This window comes from Rhodococcus sp. 27YEA15, from assembly GCF_049739425.1.
In the GTDB taxonomy this organism is placed as follows: Bacteria; Actinomycetota; Actinomycetes; order Mycobacteriales; family Mycobacteriaceae; genus Rhodococcus_F.
The window spans coordinates 2950030-2962226 of sequence record NZ_JBMHHW010000001.1; the positions used below are offsets into that span (position 1 = coordinate 2950030).

The 12197-nt window shown below is 62.6% G+C and carries 17 protein-coding genes and 1 pseudogene; 13 read left to right on the forward strand and 5 right to left on the reverse strand.

All coding sequences use genetic code 11. From position 1 onward, the window contains the following. Positions 1-45 precede the first annotated feature (45 nt). Together ABH922_RS13705 and prfB are read right to left on the reverse strand one after the other, a co-directional pair. Positions 46-930, reverse strand: coding sequence for a mechanosensitive ion channel family protein (locus ABH922_RS13705; RefSeq protein ID WP_424807431.1), 885 nt, complete (start codon positions 928-930; stop codon positions 46-48). Positions 931-951: 21 nt separating this feature from the next. After that, positions 952-2058: a peptide chain release factor 2 gene (gene prfB, locus ABH922_RS13710; protein WP_424807432.1), complete on the reverse strand. Its 1107-nt coding sequence runs from the start codon at positions 2056-2058 to the stop codon at positions 952-954. Between the two features lie 140 nt (positions 2059-2198). Here prfB and ABH922_RS13715 point away from each other — a divergent pair, with 140 nt between their 5' ends. The 5 genes and pseudogenes from ABH922_RS13715 to ABH922_RS13735 all read left to right on the forward strand — a co-directional run bounded on the left by ABH922_RS13715 (position 2199) and on the right by ABH922_RS13735 (position 6900). Beyond that, a complete protein-coding gene (locus ABH922_RS13715) occupies positions 2199-2693 on the forward strand; it encodes a beta-class carbonic anhydrase (RefSeq protein WP_424807433.1) in 495 nt (164 codons plus the stop codon). Positions 2694-2742: 49 nt separating this feature from the next. Beyond that, positions 2743-3525, forward strand: coding sequence for a histidinol-phosphatase (gene hisN / locus ABH922_RS13720; protein ID WP_424807434.1), 783 nt, complete (start codon positions 2743-2745; stop codon positions 3523-3525). A 121-nt stretch (positions 3526-3646) separates the two neighbouring features. Beyond that, complete coding sequence (locus ABH922_RS13725) at positions 3647-4060, forward strand: hypothetical protein (RefSeq protein WP_424807435.1); 414 nt, start codon at positions 3647-3649, stop codon at positions 4058-4060. Between the two features lie 178 nt (positions 4061-4238). Then, positions 4239-5668 (forward strand): annotated as a pseudogene (locus tag ABH922_RS13730) (acyl-CoA dehydrogenase family protein). 26 nt (positions 5669-5694) lie between these two features. Continuing rightward, positions 5695-6900 carry an acyl-CoA dehydrogenase family protein gene (locus ABH922_RS13735; RefSeq protein WP_424807436.1) on the forward strand — a complete coding sequence of 402 codons (1206 nt, stop codon included), beginning with the start codon at positions 5695-5697 and terminating at the stop codon, positions 6898-6900. On the opposite strand, the gene ABH922_RS13740 is transcribed toward ABH922_RS13735, so the two are convergent. From ABH922_RS13740 to ABH922_RS13750, 3 genes are read right to left on the reverse strand one after another with little or no spacing between them, the layout of a single operon-like run. Next, the gene (locus tag ABH922_RS13740) at positions 6893-8155 is read right to left on the reverse strand and encodes a tyrosine-type recombinase/integrase (RefSeq protein WP_424807437.1); all 1263 of its coding nucleotides are present in this window, start codon (positions 8153-8155) and stop codon (positions 6893-6895) included. The genes ABH922_RS13735 and ABH922_RS13740 overlap by 8 nt on opposite strands. A 3-nt stretch (positions 8156-8158) precedes the next feature. Then, positions 8159-8524, reverse strand: a complete 366-nt coding sequence (locus ABH922_RS13745; RefSeq protein ID WP_424809673.1) for an ImmA/IrrE family metallo-endopeptidase — start codon at positions 8522-8524, stop codon at positions 8159-8161. A 37-nt stretch (positions 8525-8561) separates the two neighbouring features. Next, complete coding sequence (locus ABH922_RS13750; RefSeq protein ID WP_424807438.1) at positions 8562-8981, reverse strand: hypothetical protein; 420 nt, start codon at positions 8979-8981, stop codon at positions 8562-8564. A 201-nt stretch (positions 8982-9182) separates the two neighbouring features. On the opposite strand from ABH922_RS13750, the gene ABH922_RS13755 reads away from it, so the two are divergent. The 8 genes from ABH922_RS13755 to ABH922_RS13790 are packed head-to-tail and all read left to right on the forward strand — an operon-like array spanning position 9183 to position 12025. Next, complete coding sequence (locus ABH922_RS13755) at positions 9183-9425, forward strand: helix-turn-helix domain-containing protein (protein ID WP_424807439.1); 243 nt, start codon at positions 9183-9185, stop codon at positions 9423-9425. Then, a complete protein-coding gene (locus ABH922_RS13760; RefSeq protein ID WP_424807440.1) occupies positions 9422-9655 on the forward strand; it encodes a helix-turn-helix transcriptional regulator in 234 nt (77 codons plus the stop codon). Before ABH922_RS13755 ends, ABH922_RS13760 begins: the two co-directional genes overlap by 4 nt. A gap of 59 nt (positions 9656-9714) precedes the next feature. Further along, positions 9715-10152 (forward strand): hypothetical protein, encoded by a 438-nt coding sequence (locus ABH922_RS13765; RefSeq protein ID WP_424807441.1) that lies wholly within the window; start codon positions 9715-9717, stop codon positions 10150-10152. Next, the gene (locus tag ABH922_RS13770) at positions 10149-10922 is read left to right on the forward strand and encodes a BRO family protein (protein ID WP_424807442.1); all 774 of its coding nucleotides are present in this window, start codon (positions 10149-10151) and stop codon (positions 10920-10922) included. The genes ABH922_RS13765 and ABH922_RS13770 overlap by 4 nt, the downstream gene beginning before the upstream one ends. Then, the gene (locus ABH922_RS13775) at positions 10919-11173 is read left to right on the forward strand and encodes a hypothetical protein (protein WP_424807443.1); all 255 of its coding nucleotides are present in this window, start codon (positions 10919-10921) and stop codon (positions 11171-11173) included. The genes ABH922_RS13770 and ABH922_RS13775 overlap by 4 nt, the downstream gene beginning before the upstream one ends. Further along, positions 11173-11490: a hypothetical protein gene (locus tag ABH922_RS13780; protein WP_424807444.1), complete on the forward strand. Its 318-nt coding sequence runs from the start codon at positions 11173-11175 to the stop codon at positions 11488-11490. The genes ABH922_RS13775 and ABH922_RS13780 overlap by 1 nt, the downstream gene beginning before the upstream one ends. Then, positions 11487-11663 carry a hypothetical protein gene (locus ABH922_RS13785; RefSeq protein WP_424807445.1) on the forward strand — a complete coding sequence of 59 codons (177 nt, stop codon included), beginning with the start codon at positions 11487-11489 and terminating at the stop codon, positions 11661-11663. Before ABH922_RS13780 ends, ABH922_RS13785 begins: the two co-directional genes overlap by 4 nt. A gap of 38 nt (positions 11664-11701) precedes the next feature. After that, a complete protein-coding gene (locus ABH922_RS13790) occupies positions 11702-12025 on the forward strand; it encodes a hypothetical protein (protein WP_424807446.1) in 324 nt (107 codons plus the stop codon). Positions 12026-12197: the final 172 nt, after the last annotated feature.

Sequence of the window (12197 nt, forward strand, 5' to 3'; positions counted from 1 at the left end):
CGAAGTGCACCAGACGATCCAGACCGCGACGCTGTTCGGGAGCGCTCATTCCGTGCCCTCCTCGGGTCGGATCGTGTGCAGTTCGGCCGGAACGGTGATGCCTTGACGCCGCAATGCCGCCGCCACCCGCACCCTGAGGGCGCGCCCCACCTGGAACTGCTTACCGGGCAACGTCCGCGCCACCATCCGCAAGTTGACCTGGTCCACCTCGAGGCTTTCGACGCCCATCACCGACGGCTCGTCGAGGAGCAGCTTCTTGAGTCCCCGATCGGCCATCGCATCCTGACCCACCTGCTTGAGGATTTCGTTGACCCGCGTCAGGTCCGCCGTAGCCGGTACCGGAACGTCGATCACGGCGCGCGCCCAGTCCTTGGACAGGTTGGTCGCCTTCACGATCTGACCGTTGGGGACGGTGATGACCTCGCCGTCGGAATTACGCATACGGGTCACTCGCAACGTGACGTCCTCGATGACACCCTCGGCGTCGTCGGACGATCCGGTGATGGCCAGACGCACCGTGTCGCCGAATCCGTATTGCCGTTCGGTGATGATGAAGAAGCCGGCCAGGATGTCCTGCACGACACGTTGGGCGCCGAAGCCGAGCGCGGCACCGAGCACGGTCGCCGGCGCAACCAAACTCCCGATCGGCAGCTTGAGCTGGTCCAGAACCTTCAGCGTCGCAATCACGTAGATGAAGGTGATGATCACCCAGGTGATGACCTGCGCGACGGAATGCCGATGCTTGGTGGCCTCCGACCTCACCAGCGCGTCACCCAACTGGTAGTTGGAGTCGATCTGATCGGTGACCTTGTTTCCTCCCCAGCTGACGAACCGTGCGAGAAGCATGGCGCCGAGCACGGTGGTCAGGATCGACAGGCCGTCGTCCTTGAACCACGCGAGAACTGTTTGTCCTGGTTGGAGGAAAGTCATCGTGCCTTTCGGGTACGTCCGCTAAGCGGACTGGTTCTCGCTCATCCGCCAGCGAATGCCGGCTTCGAGGAAACCGTCGATGTCACCGTCGAGAACCGCGGACGGATTGTTGACCTCGAACTCCGTTCGCAAATCCTTGACCATCTGGTACGGATGCAGGACGTACGAGCGCATCTGATTGCCCCACGAGCTGCCGCTGTCACCCTTGAGGGCATCCATTTCGGCGCGCTCTTCCTGACGCTTGACCGCCAGCAGCTTGGCCTGCAACACGCGCATCGCCGACACCTTGTTCTGCAACTGCGACTTCTCGTTCTGACACGTCACCACGATTCCGGTGGGAATGTGCGTCAGGCGAACAGCCGAGTCCGTCGTGTTGACGGACTGGCCACCAGGGCCGGACGAGCGGTAGACGTCGACGCGAATGTCGTTCTCGTTGATCTCGATGTGGTCTGTCGTCTCGACGACCGGCAGCACTTCCACCTCGGCGAACGATGTCTGACGGCGACCCTGATTGTCGAAGGGGCTGATCCGCACGAGGCGGTGAGTTCCCATCTCGACCGAGAGCGTTCCGTACGTGTACGGCCCCTTGACCGCGAAAGTCGCACTCTTGAGACCTGCTTCTTCGGCATATGACGTGTCGTAGACCTCGACGCTGTAGTCGTGCTTCTCCGCCCACCGGATGTACATGCGCATGAGCATCTCGGCCCAGTCCGCAGCATCGATACCGCCGGCACCGGACCGGATGTTGACCAGCGCGTCACGCTCGTCGTACTCGCCCGAGAGCATGGTCTTGACTTCCATCGCGGCGATGTCCTCGCGCAGGCTCGCCCGCTCAGCGTCCGCATCCGCAACCGCGTCCGGCCCCTCGTCCTCGGCCAGTTCGTAGAGAATCGGCATCTCGTCGAGCCGCTCCCGGAGTGCGACGATACGACGCAGCTCGGCCTGCGCGTGCGACAGCTGACTGGTGACCTGTTGGGCGTGGTCCTGGTCATTCCACAGACCCGGATCTGCGGCCTGATGCTCGAGTTCGTCGATGCGTCGGCGCAGCTCCTCGACATCCACTACCGATTCGCAGGTGCGAAGAGTGGTATCGAGCGCGTTCAGGTCTGCAATTACGTCGGGATGCACGGTTCTCAAGGCTACCGGGTGCCGCCCGCGCGTTCTGCGGGCGTCACCACTTGGGATCAACAGGACGACAACCCTTGCGTTCTGCGCGTTCGAGGAACCTACTGAACCGTGTCCCGCCCCGATGACCGAGAGGCACCACGATGACCGTCACCGACGAATACCTCCGTAACAACGCGGCATACGCAGAGCAGTTCGAGGGGCCGTTGCCACTGCCACCGAGCCGGCACGTCGCAGTCGTCGCCTGCATGGACGCCCGCATCGACGTCTACCGAGTACTCGGCATCAAGGAAGGCGAATCCCACGTGATCCGCAATGCGGGAGGAGTGATCACCGACGACGAGATCCGCTCACTCGCGATCAGCCAGCGACTACTGGGAACCACCGAGATCATCCTGATCCACCACACCGACTGTGGAATGTTGACCTTCACCGACGACGACTTCAAACGCACGATCCAGGACGAAACCGGTATCAAACCCCATTGGTCGGCCGAAGCATTCCCCGACATCGACGAGGACGTCCGACAGTCGTTGCGTCGGATCGAGAACAATCCCTTCGTCACGGCAACGACGTCTCTGCGGGGCTTCGTCTTCGACGTCGCCACCGGAAAGCTCGCCGAAGTACTGCCCACCTGACCCGGCGCAGCGATGTCGGTCACGGAGCAGACGGGTAAGTTGTCTCTCCGTGACCGATCGTGATTCCGACCTCGCCCTGGCCCTCCGTATCGCCGACGAGGCCGATTCAATCACGCGCGCCCGCTTCGGCGCGCTGGATCTGCGAGTGGACGACAAGCCAGACCTCACTCCGGTGTCCGACGCCGACCTCGCCGTGGAGCGAGCCGTCCGCGCGAGTTTGGGTCAACACCGGCCAGACGACGCCGTGCTCGGCGAGGAGTTCGGTGGCGACGCCGTGTTCGAGGGCAGGCAGTGGGTGGTCGATCCCATCGACGGCACCAAGAACTTCGTCCGCAACGTACCCGTGTGGGCTACGTTGATCAGCCTTCTCGAGGACGGCGTTCCCGTCGTCGGCGTGGTCAGCGCCCCCGCATTGGACCGACGATGGTGGGCTGCAACAGGTTTGGGCGCTCACACGTCGTTCGGCGACACCGGTGCGCGGGCGATCCGAGTGTCGGCCGTCGACCGCGGCGAGTCCGCGAGTCTGAGCTTTTCGAGCCTCTCGGGATGGAAGGAACGTGGCGTTCGCGATCAGTTCGTCGACCTCACCGACCACGTGTGGCGGGTGCGTGGGTACGGCGACTTCTTCTCCTACTGCCTCGTTGCCGAGGGCGCGGTGGACATCGCGGCGGAACCAGAGGTCTCGCTGTGGGATCTCGCCGCACTCGACGTCCTGGTTCGCGAAGCCGGCGGATCGTTCACCGACCTGGACGGTGTGGCCGGCCCGCACGGCGGAAGCGCAGTGGCAACCAACGGACTGCTACACGAGGATATCCTCTCCCGCCTCCGCTGATCTACCCGCTGCTGTCGACATGCGTTGCGACACAACAAACCTCAGCCTGACCACCGTCGACCACGCCCAACGTCGCGATGGCTCACCTCCACAACGGGACGATCCCTCGTAGAGTCGGACCATGGCGGGTACCGACAGCAATTGGCACGCGAAGGCAATGACGTGGCCGCTACTGTGTGGCGCCGCCGCCGGAAGCGCGTTGGCGTGGCAATTCGCCGCTTCCGACCTCACCTCACGACTGTCGGCCATCATCGTCGGCTCACTGTGCTCACTCCCGGCAGGAATCGCATTCGGCCTCGTCGCCATCCTCGCCGGCCGCTCGGTCCTCTCGTTCATGCCCGAAAGCCGGGCAGGCAACGAGACCATCACCTGGCGACTGGCCTTCGGTTCCGTAACGGGCGTGACAACGGGAATTGTTGCCGCACTAGCTCTCGCGGTGATCGGCGGGCCGTCGGCGCCGGCAGTCACCGTCGGCACGATTGCATTCACAGCGGCCTGCATCTACTTCCCCGCACCTGATCCACCCTCCACCTAATCCGCACCCCTGCGCCGAATCGACCCCGGTCCACCCCCACTCACCCCACCGCGCACACGGCCTGTTCCATCTACCGGCAGATCACGACACGGGGTGTCGCCGAGGAGCCTTCTCGACAACTGACCTTACTCCTGAGTAAGATAAAATCGTCCAACGCCCCGACACCGAGAAACAGCTGGTGATCATGACCAAGCAAGACAGTGTTGCCCCCGAGAAGAGCGCGCAGCGCGTCGGCACGTCGGCGCATGTTCGCGACACGTCCGCCGTCGGCCTCAACCCAGTCAAACGCGACGCAATGGGCGCGGCCATGCGCGTGCTGACCAAGATCACCGGCTCAGATCTGGCAGAGAGATTCAATCTGCGCCAGACCATCGACCGGGTGACCTACGAAGGAACGAAGACCGGTTTCAAGACCCTCGGCGCCGCCACCCGCGCGGATTCAACAAGGTATCCGGCGGTGGAGCACCCAAGCGCCTACCGGACAACCCCAGCAAAAACGCCGACTACTTCGATCTCACCCCCGACGACGATCAGAAGATGATCGTCGAAACGGTCCGCGATTTCGCTGCCGAGATCCTCCGTCCCGCCGCACACCAGGCCGACGCCGACGCCAAGGCCCCCGACGACCTGGTCAAGCGAGCCGCCGAGCTGGGCATCACTTCGATCAACGTCCCCGAAGAGCTCGACGGTGCCGCCGCCGAACGTGGCGCTGTAACCAATTCCCTTGTCGCCGAGGCCCTTGCACACGGCGACATGGGTCTGGCCCTGCCGATCCTCGCGCCCAGCGGCGTGGCCGTCGCCCTCACCCAATGGGGAACCGACACCCAGCAGAAGACGTACCTACCGGCCTTCGCCGGCGAGCAGGTCCCCGGCGCTGCCGTGGTGGTCAACGAACCCCGCGCCCTCTTCGATCCGTTCGCCCTCCACACCAAGGCAGTGCGCTCCCCCAGCGGCTACAAACTCAACGGCGTCAAGAGTCTGGTACCCGCGGCAGCCACCTCCGAACTGTTCGTCATCGCCGCCGAACTCGACGGCAAGCCCGCATTTTTCATCGTCGAGTCGGACAACAAAGGACTCGTCGTCGAAGCGGACCCCAGCATGGGTCTTCGCGCTGCGGGACTTGGTCGGCTGATCCTCGACGACGTCGCCGTGAACGAATCGGCACTGCTGGGCGACGGTGACGCCGATCAGCGCGCGGACGCCTACGCCGACGCGATCCGACTGGCCCGACTGGGTTGGGCGTCACTGGCAGTCGGCACCAGCCAAGCCGTTCTCGACTACGTGATTCCGTACGTCAACGAACGTGAGGCGTTCGGCGAACCGATCAGCCATCGCCAGGCAGTCGCGTTCATGGTCGCCAACATCGGAATCGAACTCGACGGCCTTCGCCTTGTCACACTCCGCGGCGCTTCGCGCGCGGAACAGGGCCTGTCCTTCGCCCGCGAATCCGCTCTCGCCCGCAAGTTGGCGTCGGAGAAGGGCATGCAGATCGGACTCGACGGAGTCCAACTCCTCGGTGGGCACGGGTTCACCAAGGAACACCCGGTCGAGCGCTGGTACCGCGACCTCCGTGCCATCGGCGTTGCCGAGGGCATCGTCCTCATCTGACGCAGCCGACTTCCAGGAGACTAACGATGATCAACCTCGAACTTCCCAAGAAGCTCAAAGCGTCGGCGAACCAGGCACATCAGGTCGCAGCGCACATCTTCCGCCCCATTTCGCGCAAATACGATCTGGCCGAACACGAGTATCCGGTGGAACTCGACACGATGGCCGCCATGGTCGAGGGCTTGTCCGATTCCGGCGGAGACATCGGAGGAGCTACCGGGGGCCGCTCGGATTCGGCAGCCAAGGGCGGTAATGCCAACGGCGGCAACATGTCCGCGCTCCTCAATGCCCTGGAGACGTCCTGGGGCGACGTCGGCCTCATGCTCTCGATCCCCTATCAGGGTCTGGGCAATGCCGCTATCGCCGCAGTCTCCACCGACGAACAGCTCCAACGCTTCGGCAAGGTATGGGCCGCCATGGCCATCACCGAACCCAGCTTCGGATCCGACTCCGCCGCCGTGACGGCCACCGCCGTTCTCGACGGCGACGAGTGGGTGCTCAACGGAGAGAAGATCTTCGTCACCGCGGGGCAACGCTCCACCCACATCGTCGTCTGGGCATCGGTCGACAAGGCGAAGGGGCGCGCGGCCATCAAATCGTTCGTCGTGCCTCGCGATGCACCGGGCCTGAGCGTTGCTCGCCTCGAGCACAAGCTCGGCATCAAGGCATCCGACACCGCCGTACTCCTCCTGCAGGACTGCCGCATTCCCGCGGACAACATTCTCGGCAGCGCCGAGGTCAACGTGGAAAAGGGTTTCGCCGGTGTCATGCAGACGTTCGACAACACCCGCCCACTCGTGGCCGGAATGGCAGTCGGCGTCGGACGAGCGGCATTGGAGGAACTACGCGCCCTTCTGACCGAGGCGGGCGTCGAAATCTCCTACGACACCCCGGCCTACAACCAGCATGCCGCGGCCGCAGAGTTCATCCGCCTCGAGGCCGATTGGGAAGCCTCGTACCTTTTGTCGCTGCGCGCGGCATGGATGGCGGACAACAAGAAGCCGAACTCGCTCGAAGCGTCCATGTCCAAGGCGAAGGCCGGACGTACCGGCACCGACATCACCCTCAAGGCCGTCGAGTTGGCCGGCACCTACGGATACTCGCAACGCCCGTTGCTCGAGAAGTGGGGACGCGACTCCAAGATCCTCGACATTTTCGAAGGCACGCAGCAGATTCAGCAGCTCATCGTTGCTCGCCGACTGCTCGGAAAGTCGTCTGCAGAGCTTAAATAATTTGTTTGCGAACGGCTTTCAGCTTCGTCTTCGCCCCGGTCGGCTTCGGTTCGATCGGGGCGTTTTCGTCCGTCTCCGCCTCCGAATCCTCACCAGTCCCGTACTGGTCCCGCATCAGTGCCGAATCGACAGCCGAACGGGTCCGCTCGTCTTCGCCCGGCCAAAGGTGTGTGTATATCTCGAGAGTCGTCTCTGCGGACTCGTGCCCAAGCCTGACCTGAACAGTTTTCACCGACGCCCCCGCGTGGATCAATGCACTCGCATAGAAGTGCCGGAGACTGTGCCAGGTCACCGCATCGTCAATGCCGACCCGCCTCCGCACCGCCTTGAACGAGTGGGCGACGGTTGACGACGACCACATGCGACCATGCATCGTACGGAATACAGGCATAGACCGATCGTCGCAAGGATTTTCAGCGAGTTCCTCCGCAATCGCCTCGATGGCCATATCGGACAACGGCAACACCCTCTCCGCGGCGGCGGTTTTCAGGGGTGCCCATGTGAACGTCGATGTTGCGGTTTTCGACTGTTCAGTGATGGTCATTTCCCGCCGGAGGAAGTCGACCGACCGGATGCGAACCCCGGCAATCTCTCCCCCACGCAGCCCAGTCGACGCGCCGACGATGATCATGCGCGCGAACGTCCGGTATGGCGGCACGCTACCGCGCCCCTCGGGTACGCCGATCCTCGCAGCCTCTTCCAGTTTCCACACCTCGTCGGCAGTGACGAGTTCTGCGCGGGTAACCGCCCGCACACTGCTCTGCTGTTTGCGTTTCTTGCCAATACCGGCGGCGGGTGACCTGATCAGCAGTCCATCCTCGACGAGCATGCCGAAGAATCCAGCGACCTGTCCGCACCATCCGTCGACGGTGTTGGGCTTCAGTCCGGTGCATCCCGTTTTCCAGGGTCGCCCAGACTCAAGGTGTTGCTTCCAGGTGCGCACGTCGGACACTTTTACCGCGCCGATAGGCGCGTTCTCGAGCCTGCCAAGGTTGCGACCGACCAGCTCGCGAACCTTGCGCGTACCGTCCGTCTTGGCTGCATTCTCCCAGTCGGCCCACATCTTGCCGACAGTGACCTCTTGATCCTTTGGATTGATCCACTCCCTCCGCCGCAGCTCGCGCTCACGGTCGCCCACCCACAGCTTCGCCTCGCCCTGAGTATCGAAGGTCTGGCTGTACTCCTGGCCGTCACTGCCGTAGTAACGGCCTATCCAGCGCACCTTGCCATTGCGGATTCGTTTCTGTGGCTTCATTGGTCAGACTCCTCGGTTGCGTCGTTGGATTGCCTGCCAGGCATAGATCATCGGCGCGGTGACGCCTAGTTGTGTGGCGAGAAGTGGAACGTGAGACCCGTACATTCGCTCGGCGACTTCGTAGTCATAGGCGCTTATCAACAGCTTCGCGGCGAATTCGTCCGCTCTGCGTTCCTGCCGGATCGCTGCGATCAGGTGGCGATCGTCCGTGTGTTCGTCTTCGAAATGTGCGTGGCCGAGCTCGTGCCCAAAAGTGGCCGACATCTGCCGTCGATCCAGCCGTGAGTTGAGCACGATTGACCTACGGGAGTGGACATACCTCCCCCGCTGGCGACCGGGTAGGCATCGCTCTACCACGGTCACCTCCATGTTCTTTGCGAGTTCGTACAGCCGTTCCACGTTTCCCCTAGGTGTCGTACCGCGACTCGTCGTCGTCCTCTTCGATGCCCTCGTCGGGTTCGTGCGCTACGTAGGGAAGGTCGAGGATGTCATCCTCTTCGTCAATGACAGATGGTTGATTTGTCCGAGTCAAACGATGGACGTTGACATCTTCCGTGCCAGGCAGTGGTTCGCTTGCGACGATCGGACCGTCGTACGCCCGAGACCCACCCTGCATCCGCCGAAGAACCTCGTCCATCAACTGCTCATCCTCGGCACGGTGCAATGCGTCTTCGATCGAAACCTCCGCGATGTCACTCTCGGTCAGTAGGCCGAACGCAATTAGACCCGGGACTGCCGGCTCGTTGTAGCCCCTTGCGATCTTCACGATGGTCTCGGGCGTCAATGCGGACTCTGCGAGCTGTCGATTGAGGGTTGCGGATGCCATCCCGGCTTTTTTAGCAATTTTCCGACCCGAATCTTCGCCCGTAATTCTGCGTATCCACTGGTCAATGTCTGTCATGTCTCAATTATGAGACATGGAGTGTCCCGAAGTCAAGACAATTTGATCCAATTCTTGGTTGCATGAATGACTCGCTTGTGATTAAGTCTGTCCAGCAAGTCGGACAAACCGAACAGGAAGTGAGTCATGAAAGAGATGGAAGCGCGTATGAAGCCGGGACTGCTCGACCGGCTCAAGCGGAATGCGGGCATTCGATCTGATGAGGCATTCGCAGCGGCAATTGGATCGAGCCGCGCCACCTTGGATGAAGTGCGCAGGGGTAGTCGCTCCCCGTCGATGGGTTTCGCAATCGGTGTCTGCAGGGCGTTCGGTCTGGGGCTCGGCGAGGTAGTGGAGTTTGACCGTGACGACTTGAAGGTGTCGGCATGAGCGCCAGCACCATCCGACCCGCACTGACCGCGGCCCAAATCGCCGAAACACTGTCGATGAATCCAACCTCGGTCTACCGGCTGTTCGACCGAAAAGATCATCCACTCCCCCACGTTCGAACCGGCGACAACGCCGTCCGAGTCCGTGCCGACACGTTCGATCAGTGGCTCCGAGAGGAAGAGCAGCTGTCAGTCGGCCAGGTCGCGAAGCGGAGAAGGAAGTCCGCATGAAAAAGCCGTCACCTGCTCGAACAGATGACGGCCAGTCGAATCCCAAGCAAAGGAATCTGATGACAGACGTTACCGCAGCAATCCGGAGTAGGCCCAGTACCGGCGCTGAGTTGCGCGTCGAGTTCGACGGCCACACCTACACCCTCCCGCGCCTGATCGAGCATGTCCGCAATCTCGAGTCCGCACAGGACCAACTCGTCGGCGAACGTGCCGACTACCACCGCCAGGTCATTCGGAAGCCGATCGATCACATGTTCCTTGGGACCGCCAGTACCGAAGAACTCGCTGCCCGCGACCGTCGCCCGGCAGGCAAGGGCTTCTCGGACGCCGAGCTCGACCCGATCATCTCGGCCCGCTACGACCGGCCGCTGAATCAGATCGCGATCAGTGTCGAGGGTGAGGACGACGTCTACCTCCCGCGTGGCAACGCTTTCAGCTTCATGGATCAGATCGCTCAGGCGCTCGAGGTCCAGGCCAAGCTCGGCGGTGCAGCATGAGCATCGAGCGCTTCACTTACGCCTCGACCGAACTTCACGCCACGGTCCGAACAACTGTCATCGATGGCGAACCCGCTTTCAATGCCGCCGATGTCTGCGCAATCCTCGACATTCGGAACAGTCGCGACGCGATATCTCGATTGGATGATGACGAGAAGGGTGTCGGTAGTGCCGACACCCTTGGCGGAAAGCAATTGGCGACATACGTGACCGAATCCGGTCTCTATTCTCTTGTCTTCACCAGCCGTAAGCCGGAGGCGAAGGCGTTCAAGCGCTGGATCACCGGCACCGTCCTTCCCGCGATCCGCAAGACCGGCTCCTACTCGACCGCGCCGGCACTCACTGAACTCGAAGTTGCGCAGAAGTACGTCGCCGCTCTCGAACGTGAGTCGGTCGCCAATGCCAGGATTGCGATCCTCGAGCCAAAGGCGTCGTACGTGGACATCTTCGTGGCAGGCAGTGACCTGATGACGGTGCGCACGGTCGCCTCGACCCTCGGAGTAGGTGAGACGTGGCTGCGCGCCGAACTGGTCAGCCGTGGATGGATCTACGCCGAGAAGTCGTCTCGGTTCTCAGAGAAGCACGGCAAGGTGATGCCGCAGACGCGCTACTCCGAATACTCCGACAAGAAGGCGTACTTCCAGCGCTGCGAGGCGCATGACGCACCGCGGTTCCGTGGCGAGGTCATGCACACACTCAAGATCACTCCTGCTGGTGCGCAGGCGATCGCGCGCGCAGTCGAACGCTGGACGAAAGGCGATGCAGCGTGAAGACCTACACCACCACCCCGGCCGGAAAGGTGATCGCAGTCGGCCAGCTCTACCGCGATGCCCGTGAGGTGCATGTCCGCACGTTGCGCGTCGACACGATCGACGTCGACCGATACGACTGCATCCGCGTGACGTGCACGGTGATCAGGCAGGAGGACGGCGACAAGGTAACGGAGCCGATGCGGCCGACGACCATGTCGCCTGCCCGGCTCACCAGCAAATCGTTTCGACTACTCGAGGATGTGAAGTAATGCCAGAACTCGACCGCCAGTACGCGATCCGACTTCCGAGTGGTCAGCTGCTCAGTACGCAGCCGCCCGAGGCTGCCACGTACTTCGGTCTGACCTTTCGGGCGCCGCAGCCGGAGCATCGGCCTCGCGTTGTCGTCTTCGATCACGAGCCCGACGCGCAGAAGACGCTTGACTTCCTCCGGGCCGAGGCCGCAAAGATCGGTGTCACGAACATCGGCGCCGCGATTGTCACTCGCATGGTCGGACCCTGGGGAGATTCAGACCTGACCAGTTTCCTCACCGCCATCGAGGGCCACGCGAACGGAGAGTCGTCATGACGGCCGTCGTGGCGGTTCAGCGTCACCGCGCGCTCGCAGCGATCGAGGTCTACGACGCCGCACTCCAAGCGTACGAGCTTCCTGACGCGCCCCGCACGCCTGAGCAAGAGGCCGCCGCAGCAGCGCGACTGATCTCCGCCGGGTACGGCCTCCGCGCCGCCCTCCCGCTCTAACTCTCAACCTCCATTCTCCCAAGACAGGACTTTTTGCGATGACGCATGTCCAAAACACCACCAAAACCGTTCCAGTTCAGCCTGAATCGTGCCCGGAATCCTCGCCGCTCGCAGTGCTCGGCACTGGCGACCCAATCGTCACGGCACGAGCGTTCAACTGGCCGGATACCCTCGACAATCCCGACGACGACTTCGATGCAATCACGATCGACAACGGCCGGATCAGCTTCTCCGACGACGTCGAGCCTGCGCCGAAACTCTCTCGCTCGGTGAAGATCACCGTCGGCGTCGTCCTGACGATCACCGTCGCCGCATTCATCGCATCGATGATCGCGCTCGGACAGCTCGGCGGCGTGGCATGAACGATCACATCCATAACACCGAATGCACGAAAGCCGGGCAATCGTGCCACGGACTTGGTGCCCGCTGCGGCGCAAGGCATCCCGCACAACCTGACCTCACATGCGCGAAACTCTCGATTCCTCACGGAGTGCACGAGGGCTGGGGATTCGCAATGAAACGCACCACCTGGAC